Genomic DNA, 15396 nt, shown 5'->3' on the forward strand with positions numbered 1-15396 from the left:
GCCACTGAGCGGTCCATAGGGCCCAGCTCCAAACGATGGCTCGCTACTTAAACCTTCAGGAGTTGGGTCCCACGGACAAGCCGTGGGAGAGCGTCCCGAGAAGGGGATCTACCCCACCGCCCTGATCGGCCGAGGCAGGGCGGGCGCTGCGCTCTTCTTGCGCTCTTTCCTGGCGGTGGAGGGCTGGAAGGCGAGCTGAGCGTGGTAGGCGCAGTAGGGTTTGCCCCCCGACGCCGCCTGGCCGCAGAAGTGGAAGTCCTCCGACGCCGGATCGCCGATCGGCCATTTGCACTCGTCGGTGCCGATGGTCGAGACCGTCAGCCGGTCCGTGCCGAGATCGGTGATCGGCGGCAGGTTGCGCAGCACGCTGGAGGCGCGGGGACGCGCTGCGCGCTCCTCGCTCTTGGGCGCCTCTGCCTTCGGTTCCGGCGCTGCGACCGCCTTGGGCTTGGCGGGTGCGGCCCTGCCGGAGAGGCCCAGGCGGTGAACCTTGCCGATCACCGCGTTGCGGGTCACGCCGCCCATCCTGGCCGCGATCTGGCTGGCGGAGTGGCCCTCACCCCAGAGCGTCTTCAGCTCCTCTACGCGTTCTTCGGTCCATGCCATCGGCTTCACTCCCGCTCGTCTGCGCTTCTTCCAAGCTAACCCCAAATCTGGGATGAGGTTCGCTCTATCTCCCAGATGTTGTGACCGTTCGGCGCCTAATGCACAAGATGGATGGTTACCGAGTTATGAACGTCTAGATGTGGGAAGCGGCGTTTTTGTCCACACCCGAAGCTTGTTCTTGCTCCCGGCACTGGTAAGCCCGGCCCTCCGAGGAAGGAACCAAACCCCATGGCTCTCGATACCCATACTGCCGGAGAGGTCGACGCTCCCGCCTTCGGCGAGCGGCGCTTCGGCGCGGTGAACTGGCTCGGCCTCTGGACCCTCTACAAGAAAGAGGTGATGCGCTTCATCAAGGTGGCGGCGCAGACGGTCTTCGCCCCGATCATCACCACCATGCTGTACCTGACCGTGTTCCTCGTCGCCTTCGGCACGGGCCGGGATGTCACGATGGAGGGGGAGATCGTCCCCTTCGCCGCCTTCCTGCCGCCGGGCCTCATCATGATGGCGGTCCTGTCCAACGCGTTTCAGAACGCCTCCAGCTCGCTCATCATCGGCAAGGTGCAGGGCTCGCTGGTGGATATCCTCATGCCCCCGCTCTCGGCCGCTGAGCTGACGGCAGCCTTCGTGCTGGGGGCGGCGACGCGGGGGCTTCTTGTAGGCGGCGTGACGGCGGTGACCATCGCCGCCTTCATGATCGTGAGCGGAGGTCCCTTCGGCATTCACAACATCCTGGCGATCCTTTACTTCTCGGTCGCCGCCAGCCTGTTCCTCGGTGCGCTCGGCGCCATGGCCGGGATGTGGGCGGAGAAGTTCGACCAGCTCGCCCTCATCTCCAACTTCGTCATCACGCCGCTGACCTTCCTCTCGGGCACCTTCTACAGCGTCAGGAAGGAGGGGCTGCCCGAATGGGTGGCGGACGTGTCGGGCTTCAACCCGCTCTTCTACCTCATCGACGGGTTCCGATGGGGCTTCATCGGCGTCTCTGACGCTTCGGTCATTCTAGGGGTGCTGACCACGGCGGCCTTGTCCGCCCTTGCCATCGTCGCCACCTACCTCCTCTTCAAGAGCGGTTATAAGATTAAGGCCTAGCCTATGTTCGACGAGACCCCCCAGTCCGGCGGTCCGCAAGACGATGTCGTCATCCCCTTTCAGGTGGGGGACTTTCCCGTGCGCGGGCGCGTGGTGCGCCTCGGCCCGGCTATCGACGAGCTTCTGTCGCGGCACGACTTTCCCCGCCCCCTCAAGCAGCTCATCGGCGAGACGGCGGCGCTCGTCGCCATGCTCGGTGCGAGCCTGAAGTTTGACGGCAAGCTGATCCTTCAGGCGCAAGGGGACGGCCCGGTCTCGATGATCGTCGCCGACTACACGGCGGGCGGTGCGCTGAGGGCCACGGCCAAGATCCAGGAGGGTCATGAGGAGATTGCAGGCCGCGCCGAGGGGCCGGAGCTCCACTTTCTCCTGCGCAAGGGCCACATGGTCATGACCATCGACCAGGGCGCGGATATGGAGCGCTACCAGGGCGTGGTTCCCCTGGAGGGTCCGACGGTCGGCAAGGCGGCGGTGGCCTATTTCGCCCAGTCCGAGCAGATCCCCACCGCCATCGAGCTCGCCGTCGGTCAGGTCACCGACGAGAACGGCCGCGAGACCTGGCGCGCGGGCGGTGCCATGGTGCAGTTCATGGCGGCTGAAGGCGGCACGCGGGAGCGCGGCGAAGAGGTCATCATGGCCGATGATGACCGCGAGGCATGGAACCGCGCGGCGATCCTCTTGGAGACCGTGAAGGCGGACGAGCTTCTGGACCCCACGGTGAGCCCGGAGCAGCTCCTCTACCGCCTCTACCACGAGGACGGCGTGAGGGTCTTCGAGCCGAGCACGGCGCATTTCGAATGCACCTGCAGCCGCGAGAAGATCGCCAACGTTCTCGCTCAGTACACGAAGGCGGACATCGAGGACATGATCGAGGACGGCGCCATCGAGGTGTCCTGCGACTTCTGCCGCGAGAAGTACCGATTCGAACTCGACGAGACCGGCGAGCGGTTCAAGGACGATTAGAGGCCGAGCGGGCGGGGCTGAGCCCGCCGCCCGCTCGTTATGCGGTGCGCCTACGCCTTGCGCTTGCGGCGGGCGAGGGCTGCGAGGCCGAGGGGCATTAGCAGCGCCGCTGCCGGAACCGGCACGGCCTGGACCGAAAACGCGTCGATGTCGAAGCCGTCCCCGTTCGGAATGCCCGTCGTCTCATCGGTGAACCGGATGAAGGAGAAGGGGCCGCCCGGCACGTTGAAACTGAAACTGGTCAGGCCCTGGCTGTTGTCGAACGTACCAATGTCGGTGAAGGTGATGTTGTCTGCCGAGACCGCGATGGTCACCGTCTCCACATAGTTCGACCGGCTGCCATTCGTGACCTCGATCATTACGCCGCCATTGTTGAAAGCCGGATCGACTTCGAAGGTGGCGGAACCGCCCAGACCCAGCGAGAAGAAGTCACCGTCGCCGGTGCTGCTGAACTCCACGTTCGAAAGGTCGCGGCGGTCATTGGTGCCGCACTGAATGCCGTTCGGGTTGGTGCCAGTAATGTCGCAGTCGGCTTCAGCCGAGACGATAGCCGCACCGGCATTCGCGCCTAACAGGGTGGCGAGCGCCGCGGCGGACGCAAGAAGATGCTTCATGATGTTCCCCCATCATTGAGATCAAGGCGCCCCCTCCCCACGAAGGAGCATCCGATCACGTTAGTGTGAGTAGTTTTTACCTTTGCGCAACTCTTTTCTGCAGGCGCACCACCAAAAGAGCGGAAGAGTCCTCACCAGGATCAGCTCACTGCACCAATCCAGAGGGGGAAGCTGAGGAAGGCGAGGACAGTCGTGACGGTGACATGTCCCGCCGTCAGCTCGGCATCGCCTCCGAGTTCCTTCGCCAGCACGTAGCTCGACGCCGCGCCCGGTGCGGCGCCGACGGCAGCGAGGACAGGGATGATGTCGGCGGGAAGGCCGAAGGCCATGCCGAGGCCGATGAAGACGGCGGGGGCCACGAGGAGCTTGAGCGCCGTAGCCGCAGCGAGCATGGCGGGCTTCGCACTGATGGCGGAGAAGTCGAGGCTGGCTCCCACCGTCAAGAGGATCAGCGGTAGGGCGCCGCGTCCGACCAGCTCGGCCGTATCGAGAAGAAGCGGCTCGCGTAGAAGAGGGGTGAAGCTCGCCAGGGCGCCGAGCCCGCATCCCAGGATCAGGGGGTTGGTGGCGATGCGGAAGGCGACGCGGCTGGGACTGACCCGGCCCTCATGCGCTCCCCATACGGAGAGAACGGCGACGCAGAGGACATTGATGAGCGGCACGGTGGGCGCGAAGACGAGGGCGAGGAGGGCAGCCTGATCGGCGGAGAAGGCCTGCTGTCCAAGAGCCAGCACCACGAAGCCGTTCCAGCGAAGCCCGCCCTGGAAGACACTGGTGAAGCTGGGGCCATCCGTATGCAGCACCGGCTTCAGGAGAAGCGCGATCACCGCCATGGCCACGAACGCCCCGGTAGCGATCACCAGAAAAGGCGCTGCCTCGCCCCCCAACGACCCGGCACTGGCGATGGTGACGAAGAGGAGGGCGGGAAGAAGGACGAGATAGGCGAGCTTGTTCACCCCGCCCCAAAGCTCGGCGGGGATGAGGCCGGTCTTCCGTGCACCCCAGCCGATGAAGATCGCCGCCGCGATGGGGACGAGGCCCTGAACGATGTCACCCATGGCCCTGTCCTCAGTCCGTAGGGCGGATTGCGAAGCCATCCGCCGCGCGGTGTCTCAAACCTCGGAAGGCGGAAAGCTTCGCGTTCCGCCCTACGGGGATTACAGTCCCAAACTGCGGTAGCTGTTGGCGATGTCGCGCAGCGAGACGTAGTACGCCGCCGTGCGCATATCCTCGATGCCGTCAATGCCGTGCCAGACCTCGCGCATGCTCTGATAGGCGCCGCGCATGGTGTCGTCGAGGCCGGAGCGGACGAGGTCGATCTCGTCGGCGCCGCGCCCGAACTTGGCCACGAACTCGTCGGAGAATTTCTGTCCCGTGACCTTCTCGAGCTCGTGCAGCAGCATGGTCTTCTGTTTCTCGTCCTCGCGCCGCTGCATGCGGCCGAAGCGGATATGGTTGAGGTTCTTCACCCACTCGAAATAGGAGACGGTCACGCCGCCCGCATTGGCGTACATGTCGGGGATGATCACCGTGCCCTTCTCGCGAAGGATGGTGTCAGCATTAGCCGTGACCGGACCATTGGCGGCTTCGATGATCAGGTTCGCCTTGATGTTGGCCGCATTGCCGCGCCAGATCGAGCCCTCGATGGCCGCCGGGATGAGGATGTCGCAGTCGTTTTCGAGCGCCTTTGCTCCGTCCTCGACATACTGGCCGTGGTGGTAGCCCTTCACCTTGCCGGCGCGGTTGATGTAGTTCTTGAGCTCGTCGATGTCGATGCCGTTCTCGTCGACGATGGCGCCGTCGCGCTCGATCACGGCGGTCACCTTGCAGCCGTCCTCCTGGGACAGGAACTTGGCGGCGTGGTAGCCCACATTGCCGAGCCCTTGGACGATGACGCGCTTACCGTCGAGGGTGCCGGTCAGACTTGCCTTGGCCATATCCTCGGGGTGGCGGAAGAACTCCTGCAGCGCGTACTGAACACCGCGGCCCGTGGCCTCGACCCGGCCTGCGATACCGCCCGAGCCGAGGGGTTTGCCGGTGACGCAGGCCGCCGCGTCGATGTCTGTCGGGTTCATGCGCTTGTACTGGTCCGCCATCCACGCCATCTCGCGCTCGCCGGTTCCCATGTCAGGGGCCGGAACGTTCTGGGACGGATGAATGAGGTCGCGCTTGGCGAGCTCGTAGGTGAAGCGGCGGGTGATGCGCTCCAGCTCGTCCTCGTCCCAGTCGCGCGGGTTGATGGCAAGGCCGCCCTTGGAGCCGCCGAAGGGCACCTGCACGATGGCGCATTTATAGGTCATCAGTGCCGCGAGCGCCTCGACCTCGTCCTGGTTGACGGAGGTGGCGTAGCGGATACCGCCCTTGACGGGCTCCAAATGCTCCGAGTGCACCGCTCTGTAGCCGGTGAAGGTGTGGATGTCGCCGCGTAGGCGCACGCCGAAGCGCACGGCGTAGACGGAGTTGCAGACCTTGATCTTGTGCTTGAGGCCTTCGGACACGTCGAGATGCGACGCGGCCCGGTCGAACATGATGTCGACGCTCTCGCGGAAGGTGGTCTCGCGCTCCATATGCTCTTGAGCCATTCTCGTTTCCTCGCTCGTTCTCTTGTCGTTGTTCTCTTACTCAGTGCCGGAAGTGGCGCATGCCGGTGAAGACCATGGCCAGCCCCGCTTCGTCGGCGGCCTGGATCACCTCGTCGTCGCGCATCGAGCCGCCTGGCTGGATCACCGCCGTAGCTCCCGCATCCGCCGCCGCCAGAAGCCCATCGGCGAAGGGGAAGAAGGCATCGGACGCTACCACGGATCCCTTGACTAAGGGTTCCTTGGCGCCTGCAACCTCCGCGGCGTCTTGGGATTTCCTGACCGCGATGCGTGCACTGTCGAGGCGGCTCATCTGGCCCGCGCCGACGCCGACGGTGGCGCCGTCCTTGGCATAGACGATGGCGTTCGACTTGACGTGCTTGGCCACGGTGAAGGCGAAGCGGAGGTCCGCCAGCTCACCCTCCGTGGGCGCCCGTTTGGTGACCACTTTGAGGTCATCCTCGGTGACGCGTGTGTCCTGGTCCTGGAAGAGGAAGCCGCCCCCGATCTGCTTCAGCGCCATGCGCGCCTGATCCGGGGAGGGCAGGGAGGGCAGCGTCAGCAGGCGGAGGTTCTTCTTCTTGGCGAAGAGCTCCCGCGCGTCCTCGTCGATACCGGGGGCGATGACCACTTCGGTGAAGATCTTGGTGATCTCCTCGGCAGCCGCGCGGTCGATGCGCTTGTTCGAGGCGATGATACCGCCAAAGGCCGAGACAGGGTCGCAGGCGAGTGCCCGCTTGTAGGCCTCTGCAACCGAGCTGCCGAGCGCCACGCCGCAAGGGTTCGCGTGCTTGACGATGACCACGGCGGGCTCGCTGCCGGTGAACTCGGCGGCAAGCTCCACGGCGGCGTCGGTGTCGTTGAGGTTGTTGTAGGAGAGCTCCTTGCCCTGAAGCTGCTCGGCGGACAGCGCGCCCTCGCGCAGCTCCGCGGTCCTGTAGACCGCGCTCGCCTGGTGCGGGTTCTCGCCGTAGCGGAGGGGGGAGACGAGGCGTCCCACCATCCCCGTCCGCCGCGCCGGAAGATGGCCGTGGTCGAGGGTCTGGCTGATGAGGAGGTCGTACTCGGCCGTCCGTCCGTAGGCGATGGAGCTCTGCTGGCGGCGGAAGTCCTTCGTCGTGCCGCCTGCGGCCAGCTCGGCCAGCACTGCCGAGTAGTCCTCGGGATCGGTGACCACGGTGACCCGCTCGAAGTTCTTCGCTGCGGCTCGGATCATGGCCGGGCCGCCAATGTCGATGGTCTCGACCAGGCCCTCTTCACCTGCGCCTTTGCGCACGCTCTCCTCGAAGGGGTAGAGGTTCACCACGAGAAGGTCGATCGGCGCGATGCCGTGCTCACTCATCGCCGCGTCGTCCGTGCCCTCACGGCCCAGAAGCCCGCCATGAACGCCGGGATGAAGCGTCTTCACCCGCCCGTCCATGATCTCGGGAAAGCCGGTGACCTCAGACACATCGGTGACGATAAGGCCCGCCTCGCGCAGCGCCTTCGCCGTGCCGCCGGTGGAGAGAAGCTCGACGCCGTGCCCCGCCAACGCCTCGGCGAACGCGATCAGACCTCCCTTGTCGGAGACCGAAAGAAGGGCGCGGCGCGGCATGAAGCGGTCGGTCATGGGGGGCAGGGGGCTCCTGGAGCAAAGGGCGGATCGGTTGCTCCGCCTCTATCGCCCGCCCCGTGCCCACTGCAAGAGCACCGCAGCGTTATGCCCGGATCGTGCGCCGCAGCCTCGCCCTTTGAGAGAGGCTGCTCTCTATCCGTGCCGGGCCGTGATGCGGCTGCTCAGGAAGCGCGCTGCTGCCTAACCGGCGGGACTTCTTCCTGCGGCGTGGGAGCCTGCTCGGCGCTGGGTCTGAACTCCGGCACCAGATGATGGACCGCCTCGCGCAGCGCCTCGGTCTCGCCAGACTTGGCGTAGCGGATCACATCGGAGAAGCGCGGCAGAAGAAGCGGTAGGTCGATCATGGTCGGCGAGGCCAGAAGCACACCGTCCGTCCCGGTCTTCAAGAGCTTCTCCAGGGAGTGGAAGATCTCCTCGAACAGCTTCTCGCCGGGGCGCAGGCCCGTATAGACGATGGGGATGTCCTCGTGGGGCTTGAGGCCCGCCGCCTCGATCATCCGCTCAGCCAGCGCGGTGATGCGCACCGGCTCGCCCATATCGAGGACGAAGATGCGCCCGTCATGGCTGAGAACGCCGTTCTCCTCCTCGAGGCTCGCCGCCGTCAGCACCAGGGTCGCCGCCTCGCTCACGGTCATGAAGAAGCGCTGCACGTCAGGATGGGTGACCGTGACCGGACCGCCTGCCTTGATCTGCTCCTTGAACAGGGGAACCACCGAGCCGGTGGAGCCGAGGACGTTGCCGAAGCGCACGGTGACGAAGCGCGTATCGGTCTGCGCCACGTCGAGGGCCTGGGCGTAGAGCTCGGCCAGGCGCTTGGTCGCACCGTAGAAGGAGGTCGGGTTCACCGCTTTGTCGGTGGAGATCAGCACCACCTTGTTGCAGCGGAACTCGATCGCCGCATCGAGGACGTTCTTGGTGCCCGCGGCGTTGGTCAGGGCCGCCGCGCAGGGGTTCACCTCGACGATGGGCACGTGCTTGATGGCGGCGGCGTGGATCACCAGCGAGGGGCGGCGCTCCTTGAAGACCTGCATGACGTGGTCGCGCTGGCAGACGCTGACGAGCTGCGGCGTCAGCCGGTCGCCATGGCCTTGGCCGCGCAGCTCGCGGTCGATCTGGTAGAGGTTGTGCTCCCCATTATCGGCAAGGATCAGGCAGGCCGGGTTCAGCTTGATGATCTGGCGGCAGAGCTCGCTGCCGATGGTGCCGCCCGCGCCCGTCACCATGACGGACTCGCCCTCGATCAGGTGACGGATGTTCTCCGAGTCCACACCCTTGGGCTTACGCCCCAGAAGCTCTTCGAGACAGAAGTCGATGTCGCCGACAACACACGGGTCCGGCTTTTCAGCGATGCTCTTATCCTGTTGAGTTTTACTGGTCTTCCGCTTGCTGAAAAACATCCCTGATGCCCTACTCGCCTTTGTCCTGCCCACGAACTTCTTACCACGAGACATGACGTTTCACGAAGACCTTATTGATGTCCAGACTGTCGGTTCAGTCAGTAACACCGAGGTTAAACGGCTGTTCCCAGGCGTAGCCGCTCGACTGCTTTTGCGTAACTGTTCTCTTTCGATCGGAAGATGGCCGTCCCGGCTACCAGGGCGTGGGCGCCGGCACCGATGATTTTCGGCGCGGTTTCAGGGTTCACGCCGCCGTCGACCTCCAGGATCGTGTCGAGGCCCAGCTCGTCGATCCTGCGGCGAATGTGTCTTATCCGCTCAACCGAGGCTGGCATAAAGCTTTGTCCACCAAAGCCGGGGTTCACCGACATCACCAGAATTACGTCGCAAAGTTCGTAGAGGGGCTCGAGAATCTCCACCGGCGTGCCGGGGTTGATGGCCGCGCCGGCCTTCTTTCCCATGGCCCTGATCGCCTGGAGCGTCCGGTGAATATGGGGGTCGGGCTCGGGGTGGACCGAGATGAGGTCGGCCCCCGCCTCGGCGAAGCTCTCCACGATGGCGGGGTTCGGCGTGATCATCAGATGCACGTCGAAGGGCTTGTCCGAGTAGGGCCTCAGCGCCTTCACCACGTCAGGCCCGACGGTCAGGTTCGGCACGAAATGCCCGTCCATGATGTCGAGGTGGATCATATCGGCGCCCGCTTCATCGACGGCGCGCACCTCCTCTCCCAGGCGGGCGAAGTCGGCGGCGAGAACGGAGGGGCTGATCAGAACGCTCATAGGATGCCCGATAGCGCGCAGCGAGGTGCTGGCCAAGCCGCACCGGTGGCGGCAAACCGGACCCTCCATACCCTACCATCGGAGCAGCGAAGCCGTGATCGTCATCCACCACAACAAGAACTGCGGCACCTCCCGCCGCGTGCTCGCCGCCATCGAGGAAGCGGGTCACGAGCCCCTCGTCGTCGACTACCTGGCGGAGGGCTGGACGAGGCCGCAGCTTATGGCACTCTTCGCCGCCGCCGGGCTTACCCCGAGCGAGGCCATGCGGAAGAAGCGCTCGCCAGCGGAAGAGCTGGGCCTTCTCGAGGAAGGCGTCACCGACGAGCAGATCCTGGACGCCATGCTGGAGCACCCCTCGCTGGTCGAGCGCCCCCTCGTCGCGAGCCCGAAGGGCGTGCGCCTGTGCCGCCCCGCCGAAACCGTCGACGAGCTTCTCTAAGTCGTAACAAAGCCCTCACCGAAAGAGCCCGATCATGCCCCTCCTGCCGTTGACTTTCATCCTCGCCACCATCGCCGCCCAGGACCTACCGGACAGCTTCAAGCCCGGCGATGTCCTTCCTGAGCACGGCCTGATCGCCGATATGGAGACGAGCTTCACCCCGCCCGATGGGCAGGCTTTCCGCGTCGTCTTCGACGTCGCGCGGGCCGGTAAGGAGGGCGAGGAGAGCCCCCATATCGGCAAAGTCGCCCGCCTCCTCAACATGCACGGGGAGGGCGGCCTCGACCCTCGGCCGCTGGACATGGTGGTGGTCATCCACGGCTCGGCAGTCGGCGACGTCACGGCGGAGAAGCGCAACGGCCAGCGCGCCATGGTCGAGGCTCTTCTAGGGAAGGGTGTCCGCTTCATCGTCTGCGGCCAGAGCCTCGCCGGTCTCGAAGTGCCGCCGGAGGCTCTGATCCCCGGCGTCGAAATCGCCCTCTCCGCCATGACCGCCCATGCCAGCCTGATGGAGGACGGCTACCACTCCATGCCGTTCTGAACAGGAGAGGGGAGGCGCCAACTTTTTTCACCCTTCACCGCTTGCAAGCCGCCCCGCCATAGGCCATACGCCCCTCTCCGCGCACCGGTAGCTCAGCTGGATAGAGCACCAGACTACGAATCTGGGGGTCGGGGGTTCGAATCCTCCCCGGTGCGCCATCTTTTCGCTCACGGTGCGTGACACCTCCGCGGGGGCGGCCTGACCGGCCGGGACACGGTCGTGTCCTTCGCACCCGTTCTGACTCCGCCCGAATAGGGGCGACGTTCTTTGTCTAGCGTGCCAGATGTTCTTCGACGGGCGGGCTTGCCCGTTGTGAAAGGGCGTCAGCCCCCGAGACTCATCAGCCTGCTGGGTTCGTTAAGCGCTTCCGCTTAAATCATCGGCCACCGGATAGAGGGAGCGTGGTTCATGGAGCGGAAAGACGAGCGGCTGTTCGCGGTGGGGCGTGAGGGCCTGCCGAGCCTGCCGGGGATGATGCTCGCGACCCTCAACGCTCTTCGCGCCATCGGCGGCTCGGGCTCGATCCAGGAGATCGCGGATGAGGTGGTGGAGCTTGAGAGCATCTCGGAGGAAGAGCAGGCCTTTCCGCACAAGGACGGCCGTAGCACGCGGCTCGACTACTATCTCGCCTGGGCACGGACCTATCTCAAACGCGGCGGGGCAGTGGACAACTCCGCCCGAGGCGTATGGACCCTGACCGACAAGGGGGAGAAGATCACTGGCCTGGATGAGACCAAGGCGATCTACGAGCAGGTTCAGTCGGAGGAGCGCGAGCGTGCCCGCCGCAAGCGCCAGGCCCGCAAGGATGCTGGAGCCCCCGAGCCGAAGGGCAACGAGGCTTTTGCCTTCGACGACGATGACCCAGTGCCAGATGTAGAGCTGTCGGACGACTGGCGCAGCGAGCTCCTGACGGCGCTTCGTTCCATGGACCCCTCGGCGTTCGAACGGCTGGCTCAGCGCCTTTTGCGCGAGGCGGGTTCGTCAGGGTCGAGGTGCGCGGCAAGACCGGCGACGGCGGCATCGATGGCGTCGGCGTCCTGCGCGTGAACCTCGTTACCTTTCAGGTCTACTTCCAGTGCAAGCGCTACACCGGCAGCGTCGGCTCGAAGGAGATCCGGGACTTCCGCGGCGCTCTTCAGGGGCGGGCGGATAAGGGGCTGTTCGTCACCACGGGCACCTTCACCAAGCAGGCCTCCGAGGAGGCGGCCCGCGACGGCGCCATCGCGATCGACCTGATCGACGGCGAACGGCTCTGCTCCTTGCTGAAGGAGTACAGCCTGGGCGTCGAGACCGAGCTGGTGGAGCGGGTGACAGTGAAGCCGGAGTGGTTCGGCAGCCTCTAGCTCAGCCCTCTTCAAGAGACTGCAATCCCCCCTTTGGGGGAAACTGCCGCTGGACCGGGGAGGGGAGGGGGGCGATGCTTCTCGCCGGTTGATCACAGCATCCTAGGAGACCCTCCATGGCCGACGGCAGCGCCGCATTTGAACCCTCCGCTACCTCCACCGTCGCCGGCGAGCGGCTGCGTCTGTTCCTTGAGCGCGTCGAGCGGCTCGAGGAGGAGAAGAAGGAGATCGCCGACCAGGTGAAGGAGGTCTATGCCGAGGCGAAAGGCGAGGGCTACGACACCAAGGTGATGCGCCAGATCGTGCGCCTGCGGAAGATGGACAGCGCCGACCGCCAGGAGCAGGAGGCGCTTTTGGAGCTCTACCTTTCGGCCATCGGCGAAGGCTGAACCATTGGCCTCTGCATCGGGGCAGCGACCACCGATAGAACCGGCAGAGCAGGCCCTGCAGCTCTTGTGCTGAAGCGCGAGGAGGCGGACAACTCGCTCCACGTTCGCGCTTCTTCTCTCATCGTCGCTCGCCCTCCAACCCTTGGCCGGGGAGGGGGATAGCGTAGAGTGGGCCTGTCCGCCCTAGCGGCATGCCGAAGCGGCGGCGGAGCTTCAGGCCCTGCGCGATGCCGACCAAGCCGACCGGCAGGGACCCATCGGTCCCTCGATCATCCCGCGGGACCTCAAGCGGCGCCAAGCGGTGGCGGCGATCTTCGCGGAGGGCTGCCTTATCACCGGCGAGGACTACGCCAACGCGGCTCAGATCTTCCAGCACGGTACGGTGCCCGCCCATTTCTACCAGGTCTATCTTTGGGCCGAGCGGGGCAGGGCACTCGGCAGCGAAGAGGCTGCCTCCTTCATCCCCAAATCCATCGACCGCTTCCTGCTCTATTCAGGCTACAAGCAGCTCTTCGCCTCCAACGCTTCGGGGCAGGGCGGGTATGATGACAACGGGGAGCCGGACGGCAGCGATCCGTTCTGGTGCCTCGATCCCGTGGCCGAAGGGGTGACGGACGCGATGCGCGAGGCGGCGGGGGCGCCGCCCCTCGAGGAGAGAATCGCCTGGGTGCAAAGCTTGAACGAGGGCGATGAGAGCCTGCCGGTTTTCTGCGACGCCCCCGAACGAAAAGAGCCCCCGAAGTGGCTCTTTCCAGGCATTTGGTAGGGAGGGATCAGCGCCCCGGCGGCAGGGCGAGGCAGTCCTCGCCGCGTGGGCGGAGGACGTCGCAGACGGCTTCGGCCTCGGCGGCGGTGACCTGGGCGAAGCGGGCGCGGTAGAGCGTGCCCCGGCGGCCCCTATTGGGCAGCACCAGACGGTCGGCCTTGGGCGCCACGCCCTCGATGGTGGGCAGCATGGCGGTCAGCCGGTCGAGCGCCTGGTTCTCGCGGCGATAGGCGCCGACCTGGACGGACCAGTTGCGCGGCTCGTCCATATCGGTGTCGCCCTGACCCATGTCGAAGCTCGCCGGAAGAGAGGAGACCGCCTGGGCGAGCTGCTGGAAGTTGAGGTCGTCGGCAGTGACGTCGCTCTCGGGCAGATCGGCGGAGGCCAGCATGACCGGGGCGGAGGCGCCGGGCTTCAGGTTCGGGGTCGGCGGGCGAAGGAAGGCCGTCTTGATGCGCGAGGGGCGCTGGCGGATTTTGGCGAAGCTCTGATCCATGATCTGCATCATGTGGCGGTTGCGGGTGGAGCCCGAACGGCCGCCGAGGACGATGCCGACCAGGGGGTGGCCCTGACGCTGCGCCGAGGTCGCCAGGTTGTAGCCCGATGCGCGGGTGTAGCCGGTCTTGAGGCCCGTGGCGCCGCTATAGCTCAGCATGACCTTGTTGTGGGTGCGGTAGGTGTTGCCGCCCCAGGAGAAGCTCGTCTTGGCGAAGAAGGGCTGATGGCGGGGGAAGTCCTGGCGCAGCCTGACGGCGAGCTTGGCCATGTCGCGGGCGGTGGTGACCTGGCGGCTGTTGGGCAGGCCGGACGCGTTGCGGAAGGTGGTGGAGCGCATGCCGATATCGCGGGCGGTGCGGGTCATGCGGCGGGCGAAGGCCTGCTCGGACCCGGCCACGTGCTCGGCCACGGCGGTGGCGACGTCGTTGGCGGACTTGATCACCAGGGCTTCGATGGCGGTCTCAACCTTGATGGTGGAGCCTGCGCGGATGCCGAGCTTGGAGGCGGGCTGGCGCGCGGCGTTGGCGGAGACCTTGATCTTGTCGTCGAGGGAGATGCGGCCCGCCTCGATGTCCTCGAAGAGAACGTAGAGGGTCATCATCTTGGTGAGGGAGGCGGGATAGCGCCGCTCGTCGGCGTAGCGGGAGAAGAGAACGTCCCCCGTTCCCTCATGCATGACGAAGGCCGCGTATTTGGGATTGGCGGCAGCCTGACCGGTCGCTGAGAGCACCAGAACCGCAAGAAGCGTTCCTAACAAACCGATCAGTTGTCTTTTCATGCTAAATCTCGCCCTGTGACCCGTAGCTTCATCTAAGCTCACTGTTTCGTGATAGCACCTTAGCGATGCGACACGATCACGCCAGGACTTTAATCCTGTTGCAGTGATCAAACCCTTAACGGGGGCTGCACAAAGCGAGCCAACAGCTCGCGAGTGCTAGGTGGGACAAAGCACGCGGACCGTGTTGCTGCAGCGCACAATAACCCTTGACGAACCCGCCGAGCCTTCGTATATTGCACTGCAGCATAGGGATGGAGCGTAGATTTCCCGTCGCTATGCACGTGCCCTGCGGTGGGCCTTGGGCAGGCCGCGGTACGGACCAAGCGAACAACACGCGGCCTATAAGGCTGCAGGAAAGGGAACAACCATGAGCGCCACCCGCAAGACCACCGAGAAAACCGCCGAAACCGTCAAAGAGAACGTCTCGGCCTTCACCGGCTCCGCCAACGCATCCGTTAACGAAGGCGTCGAGCGCATGACCCGCGGCATGACCCAGATGGGCTCCTTCGCCCAGGACAACACCGAGGCCGTCATGCAGGCCGCCTCCACCATGGCCAAAGGCTTCGAACGCGTCACGCAAGAGAACGTCGACTACGCCAAGAGCCAGTTCGAGACCGCTTCCGAGCGCGTCCAGTCGCTCTCCAAAGCGAAGACGCCCCAGGAGTTCTTCGAAGCCCAGTCCGAGCTGTTCCGCTCCACCATGGAAGCGCAGATCAACCAGGTGAACAAAGTCTCCGACATGATGATCGCGACGGCCAAAGATGCTGCCCAGCCGCTCTCCAAGCGCTACAGCGCCATGGTCGAGCTGATGCAGAAGCAGAACTAAGCTTCCTCCCAAGGCCCGCGTTCAGGGCCGCCAGTAGAGTAGCGTAGTACCGAACCCCGCCGGGCACCCCGGCGGGGTTTTTCATTGGGCGTTCGTATCACCGGCGGCTAAGGGAGACGTAGGCGCTGTTGCTTCCTCCCCCTCAGCCTACCGGCAGCCCACCCTCTAGAAGGT

16 protein-coding genes, 1 tRNA gene and 1 pseudogene are annotated in these 15396 nt (G+C 65.2%); 10 read left to right on the forward strand and 8 right to left on the reverse strand.

Annotation, left to right across the window (positions count from 1 at the left end):
• Window positions 1-108: 108 nt before the first annotated feature.
• Window positions 109-606, reverse strand: a complete 498-nt coding sequence (locus NOG11_RS07290; RefSeq protein ID WP_256619062.1) for a GcrA family cell cycle regulator — start codon at window positions 604-606, stop codon at window positions 109-111.
• A 228-nt stretch (window positions 607-834) separates the two neighbouring features.
• On the opposite strand from NOG11_RS07290, the gene NOG11_RS07295 reads away from it, so the two are divergent.
• Complete coding sequence (locus tag NOG11_RS07295) at window positions 835-1695, forward strand: ABC transporter permease (protein ID WP_256619063.1); 861 nt, start codon at window positions 835-837, stop codon at window positions 1693-1695.
• Between the two features lie 3 nt (window positions 1696-1698).
• Entirely contained in the window at window positions 1699-2658 is a 960-nt protein-coding gene (locus tag NOG11_RS07300) for an Hsp33 family molecular chaperone (protein WP_256619064.1), read from the forward strand.
• A 50-nt stretch (window positions 2659-2708) separates the two neighbouring features.
• On the opposite strand, the gene NOG11_RS07305 is transcribed toward NOG11_RS07300, so the two are convergent.
• The 6 genes from NOG11_RS07305 to rpe all read right to left on the reverse strand — a co-directional run bounded on the left by NOG11_RS07305 (window position 2709) and on the right by rpe (window position 9642).
• Window positions 2709-3272 (reverse strand): VPLPA-CTERM sorting domain-containing protein, encoded by a 564-nt coding sequence (locus tag NOG11_RS07305; protein WP_256619066.1) that lies wholly within the window; start codon window positions 3270-3272, stop codon window positions 2709-2711.
• A gap of 140 nt (window positions 3273-3412) precedes the next feature.
• Window positions 3413-4330, reverse strand: coding sequence for an AEC family transporter (locus NOG11_RS07310; RefSeq protein ID WP_256619067.1), 918 nt, complete (start codon window positions 4328-4330; stop codon window positions 3413-3415).
• A gap of 99 nt (window positions 4331-4429) precedes the next feature.
• Window positions 4430-5854: a Glu/Leu/Phe/Val family dehydrogenase gene (locus NOG11_RS07315; RefSeq protein WP_256619068.1), complete on the reverse strand. Its 1425-nt coding sequence runs from the start codon at window positions 5852-5854 to the stop codon at window positions 4430-4432.
• Between the two features lie 40 nt (window positions 5855-5894).
• Window positions 5895-7460, reverse strand: coding sequence for a bifunctional phosphoribosylaminoimidazolecarboxamide formyltransferase/IMP cyclohydrolase (gene purH, locus NOG11_RS07320; protein WP_256619069.1), 1566 nt, complete (start codon window positions 7458-7460; stop codon window positions 5895-5897).
• A gap of 167 nt (window positions 7461-7627) precedes the next feature.
• Complete coding sequence (locus NOG11_RS07325) at window positions 7628-8863, reverse strand: UDP-N-acetylglucosamine 4,6-dehydratase family protein (protein WP_256619070.1); 1236 nt, start codon at window positions 8861-8863, stop codon at window positions 7628-7630.
• A 113-nt stretch (window positions 8864-8976) separates the two neighbouring features.
• On the reverse strand, window positions 8977-9642 hold the full coding sequence (rpe, locus tag NOG11_RS07330; RefSeq protein ID WP_256619071.1) for a ribulose-phosphate 3-epimerase: 666 nt from the start codon (window positions 9640-9642) through the stop codon (window positions 8977-8979).
• Window positions 9643-9736: 94 nt separating this feature from the next.
• On the opposite strand from rpe, the pseudogene NOG11_RS15145 reads away from it, so the two are divergent.
• From NOG11_RS15145 to NOG11_RS07365, 7 genes and pseudogenes are all read left to right on the forward strand, one after another.
• Window positions 9737-10078: pseudogene (locus tag NOG11_RS15145) on the forward strand (arsenate reductase family protein); the annotation flags it as partial.
• 37 nt (window positions 10079-10115) lie between these two features.
• Window positions 10116-10622 (forward strand): DsrE family protein, encoded by a 507-nt coding sequence (locus tag NOG11_RS07340; protein WP_256619073.1) that lies wholly within the window; start codon window positions 10116-10118, stop codon window positions 10620-10622.
• A gap of 81 nt (window positions 10623-10703) precedes the next feature.
• Window positions 10704-10780: transfer RNA gene (locus NOG11_RS07345), tRNA-Arg, on the forward strand.
• A 250-nt stretch (window positions 10781-11030) separates the two neighbouring features.
• The gene (locus NOG11_RS15150) at window positions 11031-11669 is read left to right on the forward strand and encodes a winged helix-turn-helix domain-containing protein (RefSeq protein ID WP_256619074.1); all 639 of its coding nucleotides are present in this window, start codon (window positions 11031-11033) and stop codon (window positions 11667-11669) included.
• Entirely contained in the window at window positions 11615-11965 is a 351-nt protein-coding gene (locus NOG11_RS07355) for a restriction endonuclease (RefSeq protein ID WP_256619075.1), read from the forward strand. Before NOG11_RS15150 ends, NOG11_RS07355 begins: the two co-directional genes overlap by 55 nt.
• Before the next feature lie 116 nt (window positions 11966-12081).
• A complete protein-coding gene (locus NOG11_RS07360) occupies window positions 12082-12354 on the forward strand; it encodes a DUF2312 domain-containing protein (RefSeq protein ID WP_256619076.1) in 273 nt (90 codons plus the stop codon).
• A 301-nt stretch (window positions 12355-12655) separates the two neighbouring features.
• On the forward strand, window positions 12656-13120 hold the full coding sequence (locus NOG11_RS07365) for a hypothetical protein (RefSeq protein ID WP_256619077.1): 465 nt from the start codon (window positions 12656-12658) through the stop codon (window positions 13118-13120).
• Between the two features lie 7 nt (window positions 13121-13127).
• Here NOG11_RS07365 and NOG11_RS07370 read toward each other — a convergent pair whose 3' ends face one another.
• Window positions 13128-14396, reverse strand: coding sequence for a D-alanyl-D-alanine carboxypeptidase (locus tag NOG11_RS07370; protein WP_256619078.1), 1269 nt, complete (start codon window positions 14394-14396; stop codon window positions 13128-13130).
• A gap of 367 nt (window positions 14397-14763) precedes the next feature.
• Here NOG11_RS07370 and NOG11_RS07375 point away from each other — a divergent pair, with 367 nt between their 5' ends.
• Complete coding sequence (locus tag NOG11_RS07375) at window positions 14764-15222, forward strand: phasin family protein (protein WP_256619079.1); 459 nt, start codon at window positions 14764-14766, stop codon at window positions 15220-15222.
• Window positions 15223-15396 lie beyond the last annotated feature (174 nt).

This window comes from Parvularcula maris (assembly GCF_024505085.1).
Classification (GTDB): domain Bacteria; phylum Pseudomonadota; class Alphaproteobacteria; order Caulobacterales; family Parvularculaceae; genus Parvularcula; species Parvularcula maris.

What these genes read in the sequence shown, in the direction of transcription:
- NOG11_RS07290 (WP_256619062.1), bottom strand. Translation starts at nt 606, where the DNA reads ATGGCATGGACCGAAGAACGCGTAGAGGAGCTGAAGACGCTCTGGGGT.
- NOG11_RS07295 (WP_256619063.1), top strand. Translation starts at nt 835, where the DNA reads ATGGCTCTCGATACCCATACTGCCGGAGAGGTCGACGCTCCCGCCTTC.
- NOG11_RS07300 (WP_256619064.1), top strand. Translation starts at nt 1,699, where the DNA reads ATGTTCGACGAGACCCCCCAGTCCGGCGGTCCGCAAGACGATGTCGTC.
- NOG11_RS07305 (WP_256619066.1), bottom strand. Translation starts at nt 3,272, where the DNA reads ATGAAGCATCTTCTTGCGTCCGCCGCGGCGCTCGCCACCCTGTTAGGC.
- NOG11_RS07310 (WP_256619067.1), bottom strand. Translation starts at nt 4,330, where the DNA reads ATGGGTGACATCGTTCAGGGCCTCGTCCCCATCGCGGCGGCGATCTTC.
- NOG11_RS07315 (WP_256619068.1), bottom strand. Translation starts at nt 5,854, where the DNA reads ATGGCTCAAGAGCATATGGAGCGCGAGACCACCTTCCGCGAGAGCGTC.
- purH (WP_256619069.1), bottom strand. Translation starts at nt 7,460, where the DNA reads ATGACCGACCGCTTCATGCCGCGCCGCGCCCTTCTTTCGGTCTCCGAC.
- NOG11_RS07325 (WP_256619070.1), bottom strand. Translation starts at nt 8,863, where the DNA reads ATGTTTTTCAGCAAGCGGAAGACCAGTAAAACTCAACAGGATAAGAGC.
- rpe (WP_256619071.1), bottom strand. Translation starts at nt 9,642, where the DNA reads ATGAGCGTTCTGATCAGCCCCTCCGTTCTCGCCGCCGACTTCGCCCGC.
- NOG11_RS07340 (WP_256619073.1), top strand. Translation starts at nt 10,116, where the DNA reads ATGCCCCTCCTGCCGTTGACTTTCATCCTCGCCACCATCGCCGCCCAG.
- NOG11_RS15150 (WP_256619074.1), top strand. Translation starts at nt 11,031, where the DNA reads ATGGAGCGGAAAGACGAGCGGCTGTTCGCGGTGGGGCGTGAGGGCCTG.
- NOG11_RS07360 (WP_256619076.1), top strand. Translation starts at nt 12,082, where the DNA reads ATGGCCGACGGCAGCGCCGCATTTGAACCCTCCGCTACCTCCACCGTC.
- NOG11_RS07370 (WP_256619078.1), bottom strand. Translation starts at nt 14,396, where the DNA reads ATGAAAAGACAACTGATCGGTTTGTTAGGAACGCTTCTTGCGGTTCTG.
- NOG11_RS07375 (WP_256619079.1), top strand. Translation starts at nt 14,764, where the DNA reads ATGAGCGCCACCCGCAAGACCACCGAGAAAACCGCCGAAACCGTCAAA.